This window comes from Kitasatospora sp. NPDC001603 (assembly GCF_040298365.1).
Lineage (GTDB): Bacteria > Actinomycetota > Actinomycetes > Streptomycetales > Streptomycetaceae > Kitasatospora.
The window spans coordinates 1-20935 of the sequence record NZ_JBEPAA010000074.1 but is presented as its reverse complement, the minus strand read 5'-3'; the positions used below and the strand labels follow the sequence as shown (position 1 = coordinate 20935).

The 20935-nt window shown below is 73.9% G+C and carries 14 protein-coding genes; 6 read left to right on the top strand and 8 right to left on the bottom strand.

Translation table 11 applies throughout. The features are described from left to right. Positions 1-699 precede the first annotated feature (699 nt). Positions 700-969, bottom strand: a complete 270-nt coding sequence (locus tag ABT263_RS31630) for a hypothetical protein (RefSeq protein ID WP_352295589.1) — start codon at positions 967-969, stop codon at positions 700-702. 287 nt (positions 970-1256) lie between these two features. Between ABT263_RS31630 and ABT263_RS31625 the strand changes: the two genes are divergently transcribed. Next, a complete protein-coding gene (locus ABT263_RS31625; RefSeq protein ID WP_352295587.1) occupies positions 1257-2189 on the top strand; it encodes a LuxR C-terminal-related transcriptional regulator in 933 nt (310 codons plus the stop codon). A gap of 17 nt (positions 2190-2206) precedes the next feature. Here the strand turns inward: ABT263_RS31625 and ABT263_RS31620 are convergent, their stop codons facing one another. Together ABT263_RS31620 and ABT263_RS31615 are read right to left on the bottom strand one after the other, a co-directional pair. Then, complete coding sequence (locus ABT263_RS31620) at positions 2207-3022, bottom strand: 4'-phosphopantetheinyl transferase family protein (protein ID WP_352295585.1); 816 nt, start codon at positions 3020-3022, stop codon at positions 2207-2209. Positions 3023-3345: 323 nt separating this feature from the next. Further along, the gene (locus ABT263_RS31615; RefSeq protein ID WP_352295582.1) at positions 3346-4689 is read right to left on the bottom strand and encodes a sensor histidine kinase; all 1344 of its coding nucleotides are present in this window, start codon (positions 4687-4689) and stop codon (positions 3346-3348) included. A 566-nt stretch (positions 4690-5255) separates the two neighbouring features. Here ABT263_RS31615 and ABT263_RS31610 point away from each other — a divergent pair. Further along, positions 5256-6197: an ABC transporter ATP-binding protein gene (locus ABT263_RS31610; RefSeq protein ID WP_352295580.1), complete on the top strand. Its 942-nt coding sequence runs from the start codon at positions 5256-5258 to the stop codon at positions 6195-6197. A 60-nt stretch (positions 6198-6257) separates the two neighbouring features. Here ABT263_RS31610 and ABT263_RS31605 read toward each other — a convergent pair whose 3' ends face one another. Together ABT263_RS31605 and ABT263_RS31600 are read right to left on the bottom strand one after the other, a co-directional pair. After that, positions 6258-7175, bottom strand: coding sequence for a ParB/RepB/Spo0J family partition protein (locus ABT263_RS31605; protein WP_352295578.1), 918 nt, complete (start codon positions 7173-7175; stop codon positions 6258-6260). A gap of 563 nt (positions 7176-7738) precedes the next feature. Further along, positions 7739-8032 carry a hypothetical protein gene (locus ABT263_RS31600; RefSeq protein WP_329490260.1) on the bottom strand — a complete coding sequence of 98 codons (294 nt, stop codon included), beginning with the start codon at positions 8030-8032 and terminating at the stop codon, positions 7739-7741. A 235-nt stretch (positions 8033-8267) separates the two neighbouring features. Here ABT263_RS31600 and ABT263_RS31595 point away from each other — a divergent pair, with 235 nt between their 5' ends. Further along, positions 8268-9056, top strand: coding sequence for a thioesterase II family protein (locus ABT263_RS31595; RefSeq protein ID WP_329490259.1), 789 nt, complete (start codon positions 8268-8270; stop codon positions 9054-9056). 289 nt (positions 9057-9345) lie between these two features. Here ABT263_RS31595 and ABT263_RS31590 read toward each other — a convergent pair whose 3' ends face one another. Beyond that, positions 9346-9564 (bottom strand): DUF5988 family protein, encoded by a 219-nt coding sequence (locus ABT263_RS31590; protein WP_329490258.1) that lies wholly within the window; start codon positions 9562-9564, stop codon positions 9346-9348. Between the two features lie 355 nt (positions 9565-9919). Here ABT263_RS31590 and ABT263_RS31585 point away from each other — a divergent pair, with 355 nt between their 5' ends. The 3 genes from ABT263_RS31585 to ABT263_RS31575 all read left to right on the top strand — a co-directional run bounded on the left by ABT263_RS31585 (position 9920) and on the right by ABT263_RS31575 (position 12551). Beyond that, the gene (locus ABT263_RS31585; protein WP_329490257.1) at positions 9920-10366 is read left to right on the top strand and encodes a hypothetical protein; all 447 of its coding nucleotides are present in this window, start codon (positions 9920-9922) and stop codon (positions 10364-10366) included. Between the two features lie 212 nt (positions 10367-10578). Next, positions 10579-11904: a sensor histidine kinase gene (locus ABT263_RS31580; protein ID WP_352295576.1), complete on the top strand. Its 1326-nt coding sequence runs from the start codon at positions 10579-10581 to the stop codon at positions 11902-11904. Beyond that, positions 11889-12551: a response regulator transcription factor gene (locus tag ABT263_RS31575; protein WP_329490255.1), complete on the top strand. Its 663-nt coding sequence runs from the start codon at positions 11889-11891 to the stop codon at positions 12549-12551. The genes ABT263_RS31580 and ABT263_RS31575 overlap by 16 nt, the downstream gene beginning before the upstream one ends. A gap of 80 nt (positions 12552-12631) precedes the next feature. Here ABT263_RS31575 and ABT263_RS31570 read toward each other — a convergent pair whose 3' ends face one another. Both ABT263_RS31570 and ABT263_RS31565 read right to left on the bottom strand, forming a co-directional pair. Beyond that, positions 12632-15796, bottom strand: coding sequence for a non-ribosomal peptide synthetase (locus ABT263_RS31570; RefSeq protein WP_352295574.1), 3165 nt, complete (start codon positions 15794-15796; stop codon positions 12632-12634). Between the two features lie 66 nt (positions 15797-15862). Beyond that, a partial coding sequence (locus tag ABT263_RS31565) for a type I polyketide synthase (RefSeq protein ID WP_502885893.1) occupies positions 15863-20935 on the bottom strand: 5073 nt, incomplete at its 5' end.

Genomic DNA, 20935 nt, shown 5'->3' with positions numbered 1-20935 from the left:
GTCCGGGGTGGGGTGACGAGGGCTCGGGTCGGGTACGGCGGGGTCCGACCGGCCTGCGCGCGGACCGACTTGGGTGTGGACCGGCCTGCCCGCCGATCGGCCTACGAGCCGACCGGCCTGCGCGCGGTCTGCGCGCGGACCGGCCTGCCGCGACCGGACGCGGTGGTTCCGGCGGGTTTCGGGGAAGGGGTGGCACCCGGGCGCCGGCGCACCGGCGGGCGGGAGGCTGCCGGGCGCCGCGTCCGGGGCGAGTGGCCGTCAGGTCCGGGACGGGCGGCGGCGGGTCGGCCCACGTCGGCGGCGACGACCGGGCGGGCCGCGGCAGCGCGGAGTTCGACGGCGGGCCGCCGGGCCACCCGGTGCGTGACGTGCGGGCCGGGACCGGAGAGCGCCGCGGGCCGCGGGCCGGGGAGGGCACCGGCGGCGGCGCGAGCGCCGGGGCGAGGGAGTACGCACATCGGGGCGCTCGGAGCGGGTCGTGACCGGCGGGCGGGGGCGCGCTCCGGCGGGCGGCGGCGGACCCACCGACGACGGGTGGAGCGCGCGGCCCGGAACGGCGGGCGGGGAACGACTCACCGCGCCCGCCCCGGTGGTCCGTCAGCCGGCGGGCGGGGCCGCGCCGGTCGGCCGCCGGCCGGGCCGGGGACATCCGGGCACTGCCCCGCACCCCCGGCCGGTCCGACGGGTGTTCGCGGGGGATCAGCCCCAGCGGTCGTCGTCCTCGGACGCGGTGACCTTGAAGCCCAGGCGCGCGTCGGCGGCCTTGATGAGCAGTTCCTTCTTCAGGCCCCAGTCGTCGCTCGCGACGGGGGACGGTATGAGGTGGGTGATCCCCCAGCGGTCGTCTCCGGGGCCGGTGACACCGACGCCGGAGGCCGAGCTGTGGCCGAGCCCGAGCAGGGTTGCGACACCCACCGCGAGCAGGGCGCTCTTCGCCGCCACCCGAATCCTGATGGTCGAGACCTTCATCTTGTCCCCCAAGCAGTCGGAACAGGTCGGAAACTCCGGCAGGGCGACGGCCGCACAGCCTTTCACCGCTTGCCTGGGCTCTACTCTGCCGCGCGGACAACGCCCGGTCCGAGCGGATCACCATGGCGTAAAGTTGCATGGCAGGAACTTCGCATTCCGACGGGGGCTTCAGAGTGTTCGGACACCCACAGCTTCAGACCGGCTTCGCCGAACTAGACGATCTGAGTGCGAGCGCCTATGGACACGCCGTCGAGTCGGGCCGCTTCGACCGGAATGCCATCGCCGCCGTGCTGAAACTGGACGAGGCCGAGGTCAGCCGCATCGAGCAGGTGCTGCGGCTGATGCACCTGCTGCAGCCGAGACCGGGCGACCCGAACGTCCTGGTGCCGGTCAGCCCGGACGTGGCCGCGGCCGACCTGGTCGGGCCGGCGGAGCATCAGATCCGCGACCTGCGGCAGGCGGTCACCGACGTCCGCAGCAAGCTGCTGTCGCTCAGCCCCCTGTACTTCGAGGGCCGCCGGCTGCGCAACCGGTTCGAGGCGTTCGACGTGGTCACCGACGTCGACGCGATCCAGAACATGCTCGACCACCTGGGGCAGACCTGTCGCAAGGAGGTGCTCACCGTCCAGCCGGGCGGCGCCCGCCCCTCCACGCTGCTGCCGGCCGCGCGCAAGTCCGCCGAGGGCATGCTGGAGCGCGGGGTGCGGATGCACACCATCTACCAGCACACCGCCCGCAGCGACCTCCCGACCAAGGCGTACGTCCGTGACGTCACCGCGATGGGTGCCGAGATCCGCACCGCGGACCAAGTGATCGACCGGATGCTGATCTACGACCGCGAGACGGTGTTCCTGCCGGTGCGCACCGCGGACGAGGAGGAGTCGACGGGCGCCGCGATCGTCCGTGAGCCGACCCTGGTGGCCTTCCTCTGCGCGGTGTTCGAGCACCTGTGGGACAGCGCGACCCCGTTCGTCTACGACACCCCGACCACGGACGACCTCAAGCAGTCGATCATCCGGCTGATGGCCCGGGGCTACAAGGACGAGATGGTGGCACGCCGGCTGGGCATGTCGGTGCGCACCTGTCGTCGTCACATATCGGAGATCACCGAGGAGCTGGAGGCCACCAGCCGCTTCCAGGCCGGGTACAACGTGGCGATGGCGGGTCTGCTCGGGAAGGAGCCGGCGGGCGCCGAACCGCCGCCGAAGCCGCCCGCCTGACCGGGCACGGGCTCGCATCACGCGCGGTCGTGGTCGGGCCCGGTTGTCATATTCATGTCTTCGAGGGGGCCGGGCCCGGCGTCGTAGACCGCGACGCCGACCCGGTACCCGCTGTCCAGTTCGAAGGTGTGGAACCCCCACTCCTCGCCGGTCCCGGTGCTGCCGTCGGGTCGCCGCACCGGGACGGGCCGGCCGTCCGGACCGAAGCCGAACTCCGTGAAGTCGAACCGCATGCCCTGCCCGGTCGCCTTCCGGTACGCCTCCTTGAGGGTCCACAGCCGCACCAGGGCCGGGTTGCGCTCCTCCTCGGCCTGCGCCGCCAGCGTGATCAGCTCGTACGCGGTGCACACCTGGCGGCTCAGGCCGCCCTGGTGCATCGGGCGCTCGGCGGGCTCGGCGTCCACCCCGATCAGGCCCCGGGTGGTGATGCCCAGCAGCAGCAGGCCGTCGGCCTGGCTGAGGCTGATGTCCACCCGGTCGCAGCCGCGCAGGTACGGCCGGCCGGTGGGGCCGTACGCCAGCTCCGGGGCGTCCGGGCCACCGTCCGGAAGGGCGGCGGCGGCGTGTTCGAGCAGCGCCCTGGAGGCGGCGTGGCGGTGGCGCACCTCGGGGTGGGCGAGGTCCAGGTAGCGCGACCGGTCCCGGTCGAGCGGCCCGCGCGGTTCCCCGCCTCCCGGCGGGACGGGCACCAGGTCGGCGAGATCGGCGTGGACCACGGCGGTGCCGTACGCGGCCAGGTCGGCGCGCACCCCGTCCCAGGATCCGCCGAGGGCGGCCACCCGCCTGGGCCGGCCGACCGGCGGTCCGATCGTGGAGTTTCCAGGGTCGGTCATGCTCGTCGCTCCAGAACTGGGTGGGTCGTTGCGGGGCCGCGCGCCTGCGGGAGGGCGCGGTGAGGGGTCGCGGCGCGGTGAGGGGTGGCGGCGCGGTGGGTCCGTCGACGCCCCGGAGCGCAGCGCACGGCGGCCCGGGCCCGCGCGCGCCCGGTGAAGCTGACGGAACGTGCCATGACACCCCCCTCGGGTCGTCTCCGGTCCTGCGGATCCCGCACACCGGGCCCGTCGTACGCCCCGATGGTCGCGCGGACCGCTAAAGCCCCGCTTAGGTGCGGGATTCTCGCGATCGGCGCCCGGGGCGGCCGCGCACCCGTGGGCGGTCAGCGGCAGGGGCGGCCCGCCCCGCCCGAGGTGGCGGCCCCGGGCGCGGACAGCGCGCACGGCAGCTCCATGGTCAGCCGGGTCGGGCCGCCGGGCGGGCTGCTCAGCGTGAGCGTGCCGTCGAACGCGGCGAGCCGGCACTGGATGCCCCGCAGCCCGCTGCCCAGCCGGGGGTCCGCGCCGCCGTGGCCGTCGTCGGCCACCTCGGCCCGCAACCGCCCGGCGGCGTGCGAGAACTCCACGCTGGCGCGCCGGGCACCGCCGTGCTTCACGGCGTTGGCGAGCGCCTCGCTGACGGCGAAGTAGACGGCCGACTCGACCGGCACCTCGGCCCGGCCGGGGACGTCGGCCCGCACCTCGACCTTCAGCGGGACGTCCAGGGCGAGGGCGCGCACCGCAGCGACGAGTCCCCGCTCGGCGAGGACCGGGGGGTGGATGCCCCGGACCAGGTCGCGCAGCTCCTGGAGGGCCCGGACGACGTTCGCCTGGGTCTCCGACACCAGCTCCTTCGCCGCCTGCGGATCGCGGTCGATCAGCGCCCCGACCGCGCCGAGGCGCAGGCCGACCGCGACCAGCCGGGCCTGGGCGCCGTCGTGCAGGTCGCGTTCGATCCGGCGCAGTTCGGGAGCCCGGGCCTCGCCGAGGTCCGGGCGGCCCCCGACCGGCGGCCCGCCCCGGCCGGTCGGCGCGGCCCGCTCGGTGGGCCCCAGCAGGGCGCGGGTCCAGCGGCCGTGCAGGCGTAGCACCCGCTCCGCCAGACCGAGGCCGGCCGCCGCCAGGGCGAAGCCGAGGAGCGCGGTGTCGGCGCCGTCCAGCGGGAGGAGGGCGGTGTGCAGGGCCGGCTGCGCGAGGCCGGCCAGGCCGCAGCCGACCAGGAGCAGCGGGACGGCGGCGGTCGCACCGCCGATCAGCGGGTTCAGCAGCACCCAGAGGTAGTCCCGCCAGGTCGCCGGGTCGGTCCAGAGCCAGCGGACGGTGCGGGTGTCCCCGGTGGGCCGGCCGCTCCGCTGGTGCTCCCCCGCGGTCGTCCTCCGGAGGGGCGGCGGGCGCTCCGGCTCCGGGCGCGGCAGGTAGGGCGACGGCACGGGCACCCCGGACCACGCCCCGGCCAGCCGCCGGGCGAGGCCGGCCGCCGCCCTGGTGAGTCCGGTGACCGCGGGGAACAGCGGGAAGACCCCGAGGCAGAACCAGAGCACGAAGCCGATCAGGGTCGTGACGAGCAGTCCGAGCGCGGGCGGGACGAGGACGGCCAGCACCGCCAGCCGGCCGAGGGCCGTCGCGTGCCCCCGCGCCCGGGCGACGGCGGGCAGGCCCGTCGGCCGCTCGGCCGCTGGGGACGGCATGCTGCTCACGGCTCCTCCGGCGGTCGGTTCGGTAGCGTCCGCTCGACGCCGTCCACTGCGGTGGTCGCTCCGGGACCTTCGGCTCCGACAGTAGGGCGCGCGGGCGGCGGCCAGGAGCCACTCGGCCACCCCTTAGGGGTGGCCGCGTCCGCGACCCCTGTTCGCGGGCCCCGGAACAGGGGTGCCCGTCGCGAAGTCAGGGGTTCGCCACCGCACGGCCGGCGCCCGGTGTCCGGTCCCCCGCCTTCCCGTGGTTCGTGCACCGAGGTCGTTCCGCTCGCCGGTCCGTTCGACCGATCCGCCGGGAGCACACTCGCCCCTCCCCCGGACTCGGCGATTTCCGATCGTTTTCCCTCCTCCTGCCCATTCCACCGATCGTCTTGTGCACGGAATCGATTCGGCGGGATATCCCTGGGGCGTCTTGAAATCGAACAGTCAGGAAAGCCGGTGGGGGTAGGCCCACTGCGTACGGGGCATAGCGGGGTGGCCGGGCGGCCGGGCGAACCGTAGGTTTTCCAGTCCGGGCCGACACCGGCACGCGCAGCCAGCATTCGAAAGGACAACCGATGTCCGTGGTGATCGAGGTGCGGAACCTGCACAAGACGTACGGTGACCGGGTCGCGGTCGATGACGTCTCCTTCTCCGTCGAGGAAGGTGAGATCTTCGGGATTCTCGGGCCGGCTGGTGCGGGCAAGACCACGATCCTGGAATGCCTCGAAGGGCTCCGGGACCGGGACGGCGGCCGGATCGAGGTGCTCGGCCGCGATCCCCGGCCGGAACGGACCGGGGTGACGCGGCAGATCGACGCCCGCCTCCAGGACGACCGGGCACCCGACCACCCGCGGATCGCGGAGGCGCTGTCGCTCTTCAGCTCGTTCTACCGCGACCCCGGCGACTGGCAGCGGCTCATGGACGCGCTCGGCTTCACCACCGGGAACGGGACCGAGACCGCCGGGAACGGGACCGAGGTGGCCGGTCCGGCGTCCGGTCGGCCGGACCAGCGGCCGGACCAGGTGCTGGCGAGCGCGCTGGAGCGGGTCGGGAACCCGAAGGTGGCGGTCTTCGACGAGCTGACCACCGGGCTGGACCCGCGGTCGCGGCGAGACACCTGGGAGCTGATCGAGGCCGTTCGCGCCAGTGGCGTCACCATCCTGCTGGTCACCGGTTCCTGGGAGGAGGCCGAGCGGCTGTGCGACCGGGTCGCGCTGATCGACCGGGGCCGGCTCACCGTCACCGACACGCCGGCCAGGCTGCTGGAGCGCGTCCGCAGCGGGCAGCGGATCCAGTTCCGCCCCTCCGCCCCGTTCGACCACCGCCTGCTGGCGCGGCTGCCCGAGGTCAGCGGCGTCAACCGCCAGGGCGACCACGTCGTGGTGACCGGCACGGACGAGGCCCTGGGGAAGGTCACCTCGCTGCTGGCGCGGCACCAGGTCCTGGCCGAGAACCTCCGCGTCGACCAGGACGCCCTGGAGGCGTTCCTCGGTCTGATCAGCAGGCGCTCCGCCTGAGCCCGCACGGGGGCGCGCGGACCGCGGCGCCCCCGGACACCGTCCGGCCCCCCTGCCGCCCTACTCGGCGGCGACGACCTGGGCCCGCCGGTTCAGCTCCTGGGCGAAGTCCTCCCAGATCTGGGAGTTCTGACGGGAGAGCTGGACGATCAGCTCGATGCAGTGCGAGGGCACGGACGCGCAGATGTCCGACATCTCCTTGGCGCCCAGCACGTTCTCCTTGAACATCCGCAGCAGCCGCCGGCCCAGCTCGTTCTGCCGCAGCGACGGGTCCCGCATGAGCTTCTCCAGCGTGACGGTCGAGGGCGGACCGACGACGACCGGGGTGCGGTCCGGCTGCTGGTCCCGGGCGGAGCCCGCCGGGGTGCCGGCGGGGGTCCGCTGACAGGGCACGGGACCCTCCCCGCGCTCCAGCCGCCGGCGCACGTCGAGCGCCGTCGCGGGCGAGACGCCGGCCGACCGCGCCACCTGGCGCAGCGAGGCCTCGGGGTTCTCCCTGATCAGCTCCGCCACCCGCAGCCGCCCCGTCGCGCCGTTCAGCGGTCGGACCTTGCCGTCGCGCCCCACCCGGAAGTTCGAGGCGGGCACGCAGTCGGAGGAGCGGCGCAGTTCGGCGACCGCCCTGGCGCCCAGTCCGGTCGACTTGGCGACGGCGCGGTCCGACATGGTGGGGTGCGACTTGAGGATCCGCAGCGCGGCCGCGTTGCGATCGGCCTGCGACAGCGGAAGGCCGTGCTCGATGTTCGACTCGACCGCCTTGAGGAACGCCTCCTCGCTGCTGCCGTCGAAGAACCTGACGTCGATCGTGTGGCGCCCCTTGAGGGAGGCCGCCATCAGCCGGTGGATTCCGTCGATCACCCGCATCGTCCGCCGGTCGACCAGAATCGGCGGCAGCGGACTCTCGATCGCCGCCAGCCGCAGGACGTGAATCTTGTCCTCACCCTCCAGACGCGGTGAGTCCCCGGGCAGGATCTGCATGATCGGAACCGAGACGATTTCCGACTCGCCAATCCAGTGCTCATCAATTCTGAGCGGCATGACACTGTGGGCTAGAAGTCCCATACTGCACCCCCATGACAACTCGGTCGAGTCATTTGCAGCGGAAGCGGAAGCTGTCTGTTCCGGCAGGTCGACAGCCGGAGGAACGTCGCACCGACCCCCAAAAGTCAATAGCGTTCGATCGGATTAACCAGAACCGCACGCTAGCAGCCCCGGACACCGCCCCGGAAGCTTCCGCCTGGGGATATAGGGGTCCCCTCACCGGATGTAAGGGCCCCCCGATTCCCCCCTCCTACCGGCCTGCTCAGGCCGCGGCCGGCCCCTGCCCGGGGAGGACCGGAGGTGCTCGACGGGACGGCAGGGGGTGCTCCACGGCGTGGCCGGAGGTGCTCGACGGGACGGCCGCGGCGGCCGGCCGCCGACCGCACGGAAAACGCGGCGAAGCTCCGGTCGGGGTGACTCGAAAGTTCACCCTCGGCCGGAGCTCCGCCGCGTTCACACCCACCGCCACCTGGGCGGTTTTTCTGTCTCGTGCCGACAGGCTAGGCCGCCTCGGCGGCCGCCTCCTCGACCGGTGCCTGCGGCACCGCCGGGACGCTGAGGCCCGGGACCGTGAGGTCCGGAACCGTCTTCACCGTCTCCAGGGCCGACTCGATGGCCTCGGCCAGGGAGGGCGCGACCTCGTCGTCGAACTCGATCCTCGTGACCGGGACCTCCGCGTTGGTCGGAAGCGCATCGGTCGAGAAAGTCGCGCCGGCGAAACCCGCGTCCTGCAGGATCGTCGATTCCTCGTCGGAGATCTCCCGACTGAGCACCAGAGAGAACTTGTGTCCCACGTACGTCACCTCTCAATGTCGCCGCGTATTTTGGAACAGTAACCGGGATCATCGGGGCAACGCAACAGGCAGCCACGCTCCCTCGGTTCAAAGGAATACCAGTCGGCCAGCCGCCCGGCCACCGTTCAACTGTCGCCCGCTCGCCAGTTGAGCGGATAACGCGGGGCGGGGCCCGCCGATCTCCTTGCCGCCGTTCCGGCAATTCGCTATGTTCGGGTTCAATTGACAATCCGGTATGACGACCTTCTGGAGTGGCATGTCTCGGCCTTCGCCCGGAGATGAACTGTGGTGCCGACGTTTTCACCCTGCCGAAAACGCGACCGCCCGACTCGTATGCCTCCCGCACGCGGGCGGCTCGGCCTCCTTCTACCTTCCGGTCTCGGCGGCACTGAGCCCCGCGGTCGACGTCCTCGCCATCCAGTACCCGGGACGGCAGGACCGGCGGATGGAGCCGGCCATCGACGACCTGGCGGTCCTCGTCGACCGCCTCTACGAGGTGCTCCGGCGCCAGCCGGAACTCCCGCTCACCTTCCTCGGCCACAGCATGGGGGCCGTCATCGGGTTCGAGCTGACCCGTCGACTGGAGGCCGACGGGCACGCTCCGGTGCGGCTGTTCGCCTCCGGGCGCCGCGCGCCGTCGACGGTCCGGCAGGAGAACACCTTCCGCAGTGACGACGCCATCCTGGCCGAGGTCCGCCGGCTGAGCGGCACCGCGTCGGCCCTGCTCGGGGACGAGGAGATGATGCGGGCCGCGCTGCCCGCCCTCCGGGCCGACTACACGGCGGTCGAGGGCTACCGCTGCGCGCCCGGGATCACGGTGAACAGCCCGATCACCGTGCTGACCGGCGACAACGACCCCAAGACGACCCTGGACGAGGCGAAGGCCTGGGCCGAGCACACGACGGCGGAGCTCGACCTGCGGGTGTTCGAGGGCGGGCACTTCTTCATCAGCGAGCGGAGCAAGGACGTCATGCAGGTCCTCGTCGAGCACTTCCGGGGTGCGGGCGCCCGGACCGCCGGCTGACGGTCCGGCCGCACCACCCGAGACCTCCACGGCTCTCAGGCCCCGCAACGGCCCGGCACGTCCGGGCGGTTGCGGGGCCTTCGCCGTCCGTCCCGCCGCGCCCTTCGCACCCGCCGCGCTCCGCCGGCTCGCCGACGGTTCGCCGGCCGATCGACGCCGCCGCCCGCGGACCCCGGACACGCCGGAGCCGTGCACCGACCGGACGGTCCCGGTCGGTGCACGGCTACGGTGCACGGTTCCGCTCTGCCGTACGCCGTCGACGTGCGGGTCGTTCGGCGTCCCGGTCGCGCTACTCGGCCACGTACGTGCTGTGGGTCCAGACGAAGACCCGCAGCTCGCGGTCGTCGACGAGAGTGGTCTCGGAACTGGCCTCGAAGTGCTCGTAGCGGTTGCCGAGCGGGACCTTCACCTTGGTCGCACCGGTATCCGCCACGTGGCGCAGCCGCTCCGCACCGGTGAGCACGGGGGCGCCGGTGAGGAACACGTTGGGTGCACCGTTGTCGTTCATGATCACCCTCACTTCTCTGGGGTTCGGGATTCCTGTTCTTCTCCGGTCTCGGTTCCTCGACGTCCCTCGACGAGGCGCGCGCGGTGGTTCCGCTCTCCCCCGGGGCCGGGTCGGCCCGGCCGGAAGAGGGAAGGGCCGGGTGCTTCGGGGGAGCGCACCCGGCCCTGGCCTTGCGCATGATCGTAACAATCCCAATCGCCCTTGGCCGTGCGGCAGTTGAACAGTCGAACGGCCTGCTCGGGAGGGCTCCGCGGGGAGTGGGTCCAGACCCACCCACCCGTACGGACAGACCCATGTCGGGGCGGGCCGGCGATCCGTAATGTCGTTAGCACAACGACACGAAGGAGCAGGAACCATGGCGAACACCAGCGACATCACGGCCTCGGCGGCGCAGCTCGGCGAGTCCCGCACGCAGGACGCATTCGACACCGTGAAGAAGTGCATCACGCTCTTCGGCGCCGTCGGCGCCATCGTCCTGGGCACGGTCGCCGTCATGGCGTTCACCGGCCACGAGGCCTCGCCGTTCATGTGGATCCGCGGCGCGATCCTCTTCCTGATCACCTTCCTGCTGCACCGGATGACGGCCCGCGCCGCCCAGGGCTCCTACAAGGCCTTCGACCGGGTGCGCACCCTCTCCACGATCATGCCGATCGCGATCATCGTCGTCGACCTGATCCCCGGCCTCTGCCCGGTCTGGTACGCCGTCCTCCAGGGCCTGTCCGCGCTGGCCCTGATCGGCGTCGCCGTCCTCACCCGCGGCTCCGCGCTGAGCGCCGTCTTCCCCGCCCCCGACAAGAAGTGACGTGCTGAGGACCTGCTCCGCCCCTCCGATGGCCGGACCCCCCTGGGCATCCGGCCATCCGGCGTCCGGGCCCCCGGCGCGCGCGGGACACCCGCGCGCGTGGCGTACCGGCAGCCCCGGTAGGGGACCCGCCCGGCGTACGTTCGCAGGTACCGCCTGAGGAACCGGCGCCCGGCTGACACAATGATCACCCTTGCGAAAGGAACTGGCAGATGCGGATACCGCTCGGAGGCAATCCCCTGCGGTGGGGCGCCGGGATCGGGCTCGGGCTGTACCGGTCCGTGGTGCTGACCGGCCTCACCTGTGTGATGGCCCTGGTCGCCGTGCCCGTCGCGGTGGCCGGCTCCGCCCTCGCCTACTCCTGGTCCGACGGGCTGTCCGCCCCGCTGGCCGTCCGCGCGCTGGCCACCCTCGGGGAGACCCTGGTGGTGGTCCTGTGGGTCGCCGTGTCGCTCTGGGTGGTCCACCCGCTGACCAGCCGGGCCCTCGCCAGGGGCGCGCGCCACTGCGCGAAGAAGTGGCTCGACCTGGAGATCCGGGTGGCCTACCGCCCCGTCCCGCCGGTCACCAGGATGGCCACGGGCTTCTGGTGGGACGGCCACGAGTACCACAAGTCCGAGCGGGAGGCCCGCCGGCGGGCCAAGGTGCACGCCCGGTTCCACGACCCGCAGCTGCACTGGGACGGCGTCTGGTCCCTGGTCGCCTCGGTCACCGTGCTCCCGGTCGCCGCCCTGCCGCTGCTCGCGCTCGGCTACGGCGGGTACATGGCGCTGACGCCCGCCCTCACCGGTTACGGCGTCGCCGTGATCGTGGCCGGCCTGGCCGGCGCCCCCTTCGCCTGGCGGATCCTGGGCCCGATGGCCCGGCGGTTCCTCGGGCCGGTCCCGAGCACCCGGCTCGGGCGGCGGGTCGAGGAGCTGGAGGCCATCCGCGCCGACCTGACCCAGACCCAGGCCGCCGAGCTGGAGCGCATCGAACGGGGCCTGCACGACGGCGCCCAGGCCCGGCTGGTGGCCATGGGGATGTCGATGGGCGCCGCCGAGCAGCTGGTGGACACCAACCCCGACGCCGCGAAGGCGATCCTCGCCGAGGCCCGGGCCACCTCCGCCACCGCGCTCGCCGAGCTGCGCTCGCTCGTCCGCGGCATCAACCCGCCCGTCCTCGCCGAACGCGGACTGGTCGACGCCCTGCGGGCCCTGGCCCTGGACTCCTCGGTGAAGGTCAACGTCTTCAGCGAGGTGCCGGCCCGGCCCGAACGCCCCGTCGAGTCGGCCGTCTACTTCTCCGTCGCGGAACTGCTGGCGAACGTCGCGAAGCACTCCCGCGCCGAGCGGGTCAAGGTCGAACTGAACTACGCGGCACGGTTGCTGACTGCTACCGTGAGCGACGACGGAATCGGCGGAGCGGCCGCATCCACAGGGTCCGGGCTGAGTGGCATCGAGCGCCGCATGGCGGCGTTCGGCGGACGTCTGGAGATCGACAGCCCGGCCGGTGGACCCACTCGTATCACCGTGGCGGTGCCGTGCGAATTGTCGTAGCCGAAGACCTCTTCCTGCTCCGCGACGGGCTGGTGCGCCTCGTCGAGGCGTACGGCCACACCGTCGTCGCGGCCGTCGACTCGGGGCCGGCCGCGCTCGACGCGCTGGTCACCCACAAACCGGACGCGGCGATCGTGGACGTCCGGCTGCCGCCGACGTTCTCCGACGAAGGACTCCAGGCCGCGCTCTCCGCCCGCCGGGTCGTCCCCGGGCTGCCGGTACTGATCCTCTCCCAGCACGTGGAGCAGCTGTACGCGCGCGAGCTGCTCGCCGACGGCCACGGCGGCATCGGCTACCAGCTCAAGGACCGTGTCCTGGACGCCAACCAGTTCATGGACGCGGTCCAGCGGGTGGCCGACGGCGGCACCGCGCTCGACCCCACGGTGGTCGCCAAGCTGCTGGGCCGGCCGATGCGGGCCGACCCGCTCGCCACCCTCACCGAACGGGAGCGCTCCGTCCTCGCGCTGATGGCCGAGGGGCTCTCCAACACGGCGATCGCCAACCAGCTGTTCCTCAGCGAGGGCTCCATCAGCAAGTACACGACGGCGATCTTCGCCAAGCTCGGGCTCGCCAACGACGACGACACCAACCGCCGGGTCCGCGCCGTCCTCACCTACCTCGGCGCCGACGGGCAGGGCGAGGACTGAGCACCGGGCAGCCGGACAGCACATGGCAGCGGCCCTGCGGGACGTCCTCCCGCAGGGCCGCTGCCGTGTGCGCGGGACGGTCAGCCGGCCGGCGCCTGCGCCCGTGCCGAGTCCCGGACGGCGGCGGCCAGTTCCCGCGGCGTACGGCGCTCGAACACCTCGGCCAGGCTGACCGACACCCCGCTGATGTTCTGGAACTCCTGCATCGCCAGCGCGGCGAGCATGGAGTTCCCGCCGTTGGCGAAGAAGTCGGTGTCGGCGTCGAGCGCCTCGTCCCGCAGGATGCTCCGCCACAGCCCCGTCAGCTCGGCCGTCAGGTCGTCGACGTCGCGCCGCTCCGGGCGGTCCGGGCCGGACCGGGTGGCGGCCGCGCGCCGGGCCTCGACGATTCGCTGCAGCGCGGGGTAGTCGACCTTCCCGCTGCCGTTGACCGGCAGCGAGTCGACCGTCACGAGGTCCCCCGGCAGCATCGACCGGGACAGCCGGGCGCGGGCGTGCGCCCAGACGCTCCCGGTGTCGATCGGCCCGGCGGCCGGCTCCAGGCAGCCGATCAGCACGGCGTCCGCGCTCGGGTCGCCGACCATGACCACCGCGGCGCCGCCGACCTCGGGGTGCGCCAGCAGGGTCGCCTCGATCTCGCCGAGTTCGATGCGGTTGCCCCGGAGCTTGACCTGCCGGTCGCTGCGTCCGAACAGGTCGAGCAGGCCGTCCGCGCGCCAGCAGGCGACGTCGCCCGTCCGGTAGAACCGGCCGAACCCGGGGTGCTCGCCGAAGCGCTGGGCGTTGAGGTCCGGCCGGCCGTGGTACCCGATCGCCACCCCGGCGCCCGAGATGCAGAGCTCACCGCGGACGCCGACCGGCAGCTCGCGGCCGTGGCGGTCGAGCACGTGGACCCGGGTGTTGCGGATGGGCGCGCCGACGTCGAGGCGGCCGGCCGGCGCCTCGGTGACGACGCGTGACGTCGACCAGATGGTCGTCTCGGTCGGCCCGTAAGCGTGGTGCAGCACGCAACCGGCCGCCACCAGCCGCCGGGCGAGGGACAGCGGCACGGGCTCGCCGCCCACGACGACGCCGCGGCCGCGCAGGCAGTCCGCCACCCGGTCGATCACCAGCCGCCAGGTGGTCGGCGTCGCCTGGACGAACCGTGCCCCGTACCGCTCGATCAGCTCCCGCAGGACCCGGCCGTCGCTCCTGGCGCGGTCGGGGGCGGCCACCAGCCGGCCGCCGGAGCTGAGCGACACGAACAGTTCGAGGCCGGAGATGTCGAACGCGAAGGTGGTCGTCCACAGCGTCGTGTCACCGGCCGCCGCGCCGAACTGCTCGGCGAAGTGCGCGACCACGTTGGCCAGCGCCGCGTGGTCGACCAGCGTGCCCTTGGGCAGGCCGGTCGAGCCCGAGGTGTACATCAGGTACGCGCAGGCCGCCGGATCCACCGCCGCGGGCCGGGCCTCGGCCGGCACCCGGTCCGGCGCGTCCTCGACGGCCGGCGCGGTCAGCACCACCGGGCCGGTCCCGGCCGCCTGCTCCGGGCCACCGGTCCCGCCCGTGGCCCCGGCCGGGCCCGCGACCAGCACCTTCGCGCCGGAGTCGGAGAGCTGGTGGCGGATCCGCTCCTCGGGGTGGGCCGTGTCGACCGGCAGGTACGCCGCACCCGCGAGCCACGCCCCCAGGACGGACGCGACCAGTTCGGGCCCGCGCGGAAGGGCCGTCGCCACCACGTCGCCGGCCCGGACCCCGGCGCCCCGGAGGAGGGCGCCCATCGCGTGCGCCGCGCTCCACAGCTGCCGGTACCGCACCGAACGGTCGCCCTCGACGACGGCGACCGCGTCGGGCGAGCGCAGGACCTGGGCGTGGACGGCTTCCAGGACGGAGCCGGGCCGCACGGGCCGGGCGGTGTCGTTCGCCGCGCCGATGATCGCGTGGTCCCGGTCGCTCCAGCACCGCACGTCGCCGACCGCGCGGTCCGGGTCCTCGGCGAAGGAGGCCAGCACCGCCTCGAATCGGCCCAACAGCAGCTCGGCATGGGCCCGTTCGAAGAGCTCCGTCCGGTACACGGCCCGCAGCGAGACGGCGTCCGCCGTCGAGGTGGCGCAGAGCTGGAGGTCGAACTTGCCGAAGCCGCTCCCGACGGCGACCGGCCTGACCGGCAGCCCGTCCAGGGCCGGCGCGGCGGCGCCGCTCGCCGTCCGGTGGTGGAACACGTGCCGGAAGGGCAGCGACCAGCGGCCGGTCCGCGCCGCGGGCATGAGGTCCGCCCGGGCGTCCACGGCCACGTCGGCGTGCGCCGCGCCCGTGCGCAGCCGCTCGCCGCTGCGGCGCACCAGCGCGCGGACGCTCTCCGCCCGGTCCAGTCGCAGCCGCAGCGGCACATGGGTCACGTGGTACCCGATCGTGCGGGCGGCGTGCGGCGGCCGGAGATCGACCGGGCACCCGACCAGCAGGTCGGGCCCGGCGCCGGACGCCTCCAGCAGCACGTAGTAGGCGGCCAGCAGGACGGCGGACTCCGGGACGCCGAGGTCCTCGGCGAGGCGGCGGACCCCGGCCACCGTACCGGGCGGCAGGGTGCGGTCGAGCTGCGCCGCCGCCAGCGTCGGGCGGTCCGGCTCGGGCTCGGTGCAGGCCAGCTCCATGGTGTCGGTGCTCGCGCCCGCCAGCTCCGCGCGCCAGTGGGCGAGGCTCTCCGGGGTCGGGTCCGGCTCGGCCCAGCCGGGCACGGGCGCGGGCGGTGCGTTCCTGTCGGTGTCGGCGTCGGCGTTCTCGTAGGCCGAGGCCAGGTCCGCCAGGAACACCGGGACGGACACCTCGTCGAAGACCAGCTGGTGCGCCGTGACGCAGAGGACGTCCGACTCCGGCGAGCGGAGGAGCACCGCCCGCAGCATCGGCCCCCCGTCCAGCCGGAACGGCGCGGCGGCCACCGATGCCAGGTCGGCCTCGCCGGGTTCGCCCGCCAGGACGACCTGGACGAGCTCCAGCCGGAAGTCGGCCGCGGCGACCACCCGCTTGGTCAGCCGGGTGCCGTCGGCGCGGTAGACGGTGCGCAGGGCCGCGTGGCCCCGCAGCACGACGGCCAGCGCCGCGTCCAGCCGCAACGGGTCCAGCCGGCCCGCGACGGCGAACGCCGCGGACACGTTGTTCACGGGCGTGCCCGGCACCAGCGACTCCAGCAGCCACAGCGCCTCTTCCCTGGGGGAGACTCCCGCGTCGTCAGCCGGATCCGCAGGCGTACGCCCTTCCGCGGAAATCATCACGTCACTCCTCTACCCGTTACCAGTCCGTTGGGTCCGCCGGCGTTCCCGCTGCTGCCCGACCGCTCAGATCCCCAGCTCTTTGTCGATCAGGTCGAAGATCTCGTCGTCCGTCGCCCCGATGATGTCCTCGTCGGAGGGCGCGCCGTTCGCGTCCGCACCGCGGAACTCCTCCAGGAGCAGTTCGAGACGGCTCGTGATCTTCGCGTTCTGGCCGCCGCCCCGCCGGGCGATCGCGGTCAGCAGGGACTTGAGCCGGTCGAGCTCGCCCAGCACCGGCTCGTAGTCGATCTCCTGCTCGGCGACCCGGTCCCGGAGGTAGCGGGCCAGCTCCGCGGGGGTGGGGTAGTCGAAGACCACCGCCGCGGGCAGCCGCAGCCCGAGGGCGCCGCTGATCCGGTTGCGGAACTCCAGCGCCGTCAGCGAGTCGAAGCCGAGCTGACGGAAGTACCGGCCGGCCTCGATGGATTCGGAGCCCGGCCGGTTGAGCACCAGGGCCGCCTGGGTCAGCACCAGGTTCAGGACCGCGCCCTCCAACTGCTCCGGCGGGAGCGCGACCAGCTGGTTCAGGAGGCTCCTCCCGCCCTCCGGACCGGCCCCGCGCCCCACCGAGCGCCGACCGGGGCGGACGAGCCCGGTCACCAGCGCCGGCACGACGCTCCCGGGGCGACGCATCGCGGGCAGGTCCAGCCGGGCCGCGACCAGCAGGGGGTCGACGGCGTGCGCGGCCGCGTCGAGCAGCGCGAGCCCTTCGGAGGCGGACAGCGGCTTCAGGCCCTGCCGGGCCATCCGACGGCGGTCGGCCTCGGTGAGCTCACCGGCCATGCCCTGCTCCCAGGGGCCCCACGCCAGCGACACACCGGGCAGGCCCTCGTGCCGCCGGTGGGCGGCCAGCGCGTCCAGGAAGGTGTTGCCGGCCGCGTAGTTGGCCTGCCCCGGGGTGCCCCAGACACCGGCCACCGAGGAGAAGAGGGTGAAGGTGTCCAGGTCAAGGTGGCGGGTCAGCTCGTGCAGGTGCCAGGCGGCGTCGGTCTTCGGCCGCATGACCCGCTCGACGCGGTCGTCGGTGAGCGAGCCGACGACACCGTCGTCGAGAACACCCGCCGTGTGGACGACCCCGGTGAGCGGCTCGCCGTTCAGTACGCCCGCCAGTTGCGCACGGTCGGCGGCGTCGCACGCCACCACCCGTACGCTCGTCCCGGCACCGGCCAACTCGGCCGCCAGCGCGGACAGCTGGGCGGCGGCCGGGCCGCGACGGGAGGCCAGCAGGAGCCGTCCGGCCTGTCCGCTCGCCGCCAGGTGCCGGGCGACCAGACCGCCCAGGGCACCGGAGGCGCCGGTCACGAGGACGGTGCGCGGGCGGTCGGTGGTGGGGAGCCGGTGCCGGTCGTCCCGGTCGTCCCGGTCGTTCCGGTTGTTCCGGTCGTTCCGGTTGTTCCGGTCGTTCCGGTCGGAGGCCTGCTCGCCCGGTTCCTGCCGGTCCTGATCGGCCGCACGCGTCAGCCGCGGCACTCGCACGGTGCTGTCCCGCACCGCGAACCCGGGCTCCCCCAGCGCCGTTCCGGCCACGACGAGCGGCCCGGAGCCCGCCAGCTCCGCCACGTCCGCCGACACGATCCGCTCCGGATGCTCACCGGCCGCCGCCCGCACCAGTCCGACCACGCCCGCGCTGTCCAGTCGCACGCCCGCGCCGCAGCCGGCCTCCACACCGCGCTCGGTCACCACGACCAGCCGCGTCCCGTCGAGCGAGCCCGCCGCCAGCCAGTCCCTGAGCACCGCCAGCACACGCAGCACGGCGGCTCGCGCCGCGGCCGGGACGACGCCCGCGCCTTCGCCGGTGGTCGTTCCGAAGGGTGCTGTTCCGGGAACGCCGCAGACCAGCACGACGTCCGGGACCGCAGCCCCCGCCTCCACGGCCGCGACCAGATCCGCCACGTCCGCGTACGCCGCGGCGCCGGGCACGGCCAGGCCACCGTCGTCGCCCAGCACCGCCCACGCCCGACCCGGCTCGCCGGCCGTCTCCGGCGCGGCGACCGGCACCCAGTCCACCCGGAAGAGTCCGTCACCGACCGCCCCCGCGGCCCGGTCCAGCAAGCCGGCGGCCGGCGCTCCGAGCACCACCGAGCCGACCGAGACGATCGGCTGTCCGGACTGGTCGGCCAGGGCCACCGAGACGCCCTCACCCGAGGCCGACGGCGCCACCCGTACGCGCGCCGCCGGGGCGCCCGAGGCGTGGACCGTCACGTCGGCCCACCCGAGGGGCAGCAGCGGGCCCTCCTCGGCGTCCTGTTCCAGGCCGACGAGGTGCAGCGCGGCGTCCAGCAGGGCGGGGTGCACCCCGAACCCGGACACCTCGGTCCCCTCGGCCGACGCCACCTCGGCGAACACCTCGTCGCCGCGCCGCCACGCGGCCCGGACCGCCGGCCGGTAGCCGAGCCCGGCCGCCGCCAGCCGCGCGTACATCGCGTCCACGTCGGCCGCCTCGGCACCCACCGGCGGCCACTGCACGCTCCACGCCGCCGTGTCCGCTCCGGAGTGGCCGGCCGGCTCGCCGGGCTCGTCCGGGGCCAGGGTGCCGGACGCGTGCCGCACCCACTCCCCGTCGTCCGCCCGCGCGAACAGCGCGACCTCCCGCCGCCCGGCGGGACCGCTCTCCCCCACGGTCACCTGGACGCGCACGCCGCCGCGCTCCGGCAGCACGACCGGCATCTCGACGGTCAGTTCCTCGACCCGTCCGCAGCCGACCTCGTCGCCCGCGCGCACGGCTATCTCGACCAGCGCCGCCGTGGGGACCATGACCCGGTCCCTGAGGAGCGACTGGGCCAGCCACGGTTGCGCGGCCAGTGACAGCTGCCCGGTCAGGACGACGCCGCCGGTGGCGGGCAGGGTGACGGCGGCGCCGAGCAGCGGGTGTCCGGGGTTCTCCAGGCCGAGGTCCTCGGCGCGGCTGCCCGCCGTCGCGGTCAGCCAGTAACGCTGCCGCTGGAAGGCGTAGGTGGGCAGGTCGACCTGCTGGGCACCGGTGTCCGCGTAGACCTCTTCCCAGGCGACCGGCACACCCCGCACGAAGAGCTTCGCGAGCGCGGTCATCAAGGCGCGGGGCTCGTCACGGCCGCGACGCAGCAGCGGCAGCCAGACCTCGGGCTCGCCCTGGTCGTCAGTGCGGGTCTGCGGGCCCATGCCGGACAGCACACCGTCGGGGCCGATCTCCACGAACGTCCGCACACCGGCGGCGCGAAGGGCCTGTGCGGCGTCGTGGAAGCGGACCGCCTCGCGGACGTGCTTCACCCAGTAGGCCGGGTCCGTGACCTCGTCCGTCACCGGGAGGCCGGTGAGGGCGGAGACCATCGTCAGCTTGGGAGTGCGGTAGCTGACGGCGGCGACGACGCGGGCGAACTCCTCCAGCATCGGCTCCATCAATGGGGAATGGAAGGCGTGGGAAACCTGGAGACGCTTCGTGCGCGCGCCCGCCTGAGCCAACTGTTGGGCGGCCTGAAGCACTTCGTCCTCGACGCCGGAGATCACCACGGCCTTGGGGCCGTTCACCGCCGCGATACCGACACCGGTACGACCCGCGATCGCTTCGAGAACCTGCTCCTCCGTCGCCTCGACGGCCACCATCGCACCACCGGACGGCAGTTGCTGCATCAGCCGGCCACGCGCGGCCACCACCGCGCAGGCGTCCTCCAGCGACCACACCCCCGCCACATGCGCCGCCGCCAGCTCACCGATCGAATGACCGGCCACCACCTGCGGGCCCACACCCCACGACTCCAGCAGACGGTGAAGGGCTACCTCGACCGCGAACAGCGCGGGCTGCGCCCACCCCGTCTCGTCGATCGGGCCCTCACCCCGGATCACACCAGCCAGCGAACCGTCCAGGTGCTCGGCCAGACCCGCGCACACCGCGTCGAAGGCCTCGGCGAACACCGGGAACGCCTGGTAGAGGCCCTGCCCCATGCCAACGCGCTGCGCACCCTGACCGGTGAACACGAACCCGACCCTGCCCGCACCCCCCACGGACCCGGTCACCACACCGGGGACCTCACGGCCCTCAGCCAGCGCCGCAAGACCGGCCAGCAGCTCCTCGCGGTCCGAGCCCAGCACCACCGCCCGCTGCTCCAGCGCCGCCCGCGACACCGCCAACGACCAACCCAGGTCCAGGTCATCAGCATCAGAGCGCTCAACGAACGCCGCCAACCGCTCCGCCTGACCGGCAAGACCCTCCCCCGACCGCCCCGACACCACCCACGGCAGCACCGGGAGCGTCCGGTGGTCCGCCCGGGGGCGCGGAATGTCCTGCTCGGGAGCCTGCTCGATGATCACGTGTGCGTTGGTCCCGGAGAACCCGAACGAGGACACGCCCGCCCGACGCGGCCGCTCACCCGTCTCCGGCCACGGCTGCGCCTCGGTGACCAGCCGGACCGCGCCTGCCGCCCAGTCCACATGCGAGGACGGCTCGTCCACGTGCAGCGTCGCCGGAACGGTCCCGCGCTGCATCGCGGCAACCATCTTGATGACACCCGCCACACCGGCGGCCGCCTGCGCGTGACCGATGTTGGACTTCACGGACCCCAGGAGCAGCGGCCGGTCCTGCGGCCGGTCCTGGCCGTAGGTCGCCAGCAACGCCTGCGCCTCGATCGGGTCACCCAGCCGGGTGCCGGTGCCGTGGCCCTCGACCACGTCCACCTCACTCGCCGACAGACCGGCGCTGGCCAGGGCCGCCCGGATCACCCGCTGCTGCGACGGCCCGTTCGGCGCCGTCAGACCGTTGGACGCACCGTCCTGGTTGACCGCCGAACCCCGCACGACCGCGAGCACCTTGTGACCGTTGCGGCGTGCGTCCGACAGCCGCTCCACCACCAGGACGCCGACGCCCTCGCCCCAGCCGGTGCCGTCGGCGGACTCCGCGTAGGCCTTGCAGCGCCCGTCCGGGGCCAGGCCGCGTTGCCGCGAGAAGTCGATGAACGTGCCGGGCGTCGACATCACCGTCACACCGCCCGCCAACGCGAGCGAACTCTCCCCCGACCGCAGCGACTGGCAGGCCAGGTGCAGCGCCACCAGCGACGACGAACACGCCGTGTCCACCGTCACCGCCGGACCCTCCAGCCCCAGCACATACGCCACCCGCCCCGAGGC

Bases quoted from the DNA above. Each gene is read 5' to 3' on its own strand.
- ABT263_RS31595 (WP_329490259.1), top strand. From the start codon at position 8,268: ATGACGACCTTCTGGAGTGGCATGTCTCGGCCTTCGCCCGGAGATGAA.
- ABT263_RS31610 (WP_352295580.1), top strand. From the start codon at position 5,256: ATGTCCGTGGTGATCGAGGTGCGGAACCTGCACAAGACGTACGGTGAC.
- ABT263_RS31580 (WP_352295576.1), top strand. From the start codon at position 10,579: ATGCGGATACCGCTCGGAGGCAATCCCCTGCGGTGGGGCGCCGGGATC.
- ABT263_RS31570 (WP_352295574.1), bottom strand. From the start codon at position 15,796: ATGATTTCCGCGGAAGGGCGTACGCCTGCGGATCCGGCTGACGACGCG.
- ABT263_RS31605 (WP_352295578.1), bottom strand. From the start codon at position 7,175: ATGCAGATCCTGCCCGGGGACTCACCGCGTCTGGAGGGTGAGGACAAG.
- ABT263_RS31620 (WP_352295585.1), bottom strand. From the start codon at position 3,022: ATGACCGACCCTGGAAACTCCACGATCGGACCGCCGGTCGGCCGGCCC.
- ABT263_RS31590 (WP_329490258.1), bottom strand. From the start codon at position 9,564: ATGAACGACAACGGTGCACCCAACGTGTTCCTCACCGGCGCCCCCGTG.
- ABT263_RS31615 (WP_352295582.1), bottom strand. From the start codon at position 4,689: ATGCCGTCCCCAGCGGCCGAGCGGCCGACGGGCCTGCCCGCCGTCGCC.
- ABT263_RS31585 (WP_329490257.1), top strand. From the start codon at position 9,920: ATGGCGAACACCAGCGACATCACGGCCTCGGCGGCGCAGCTCGGCGAG.
- ABT263_RS31630 (WP_352295589.1), bottom strand. From the start codon at position 969: ATGAAGGTCTCGACCATCAGGATTCGGGTGGCGGCGAAGAGCGCCCTG.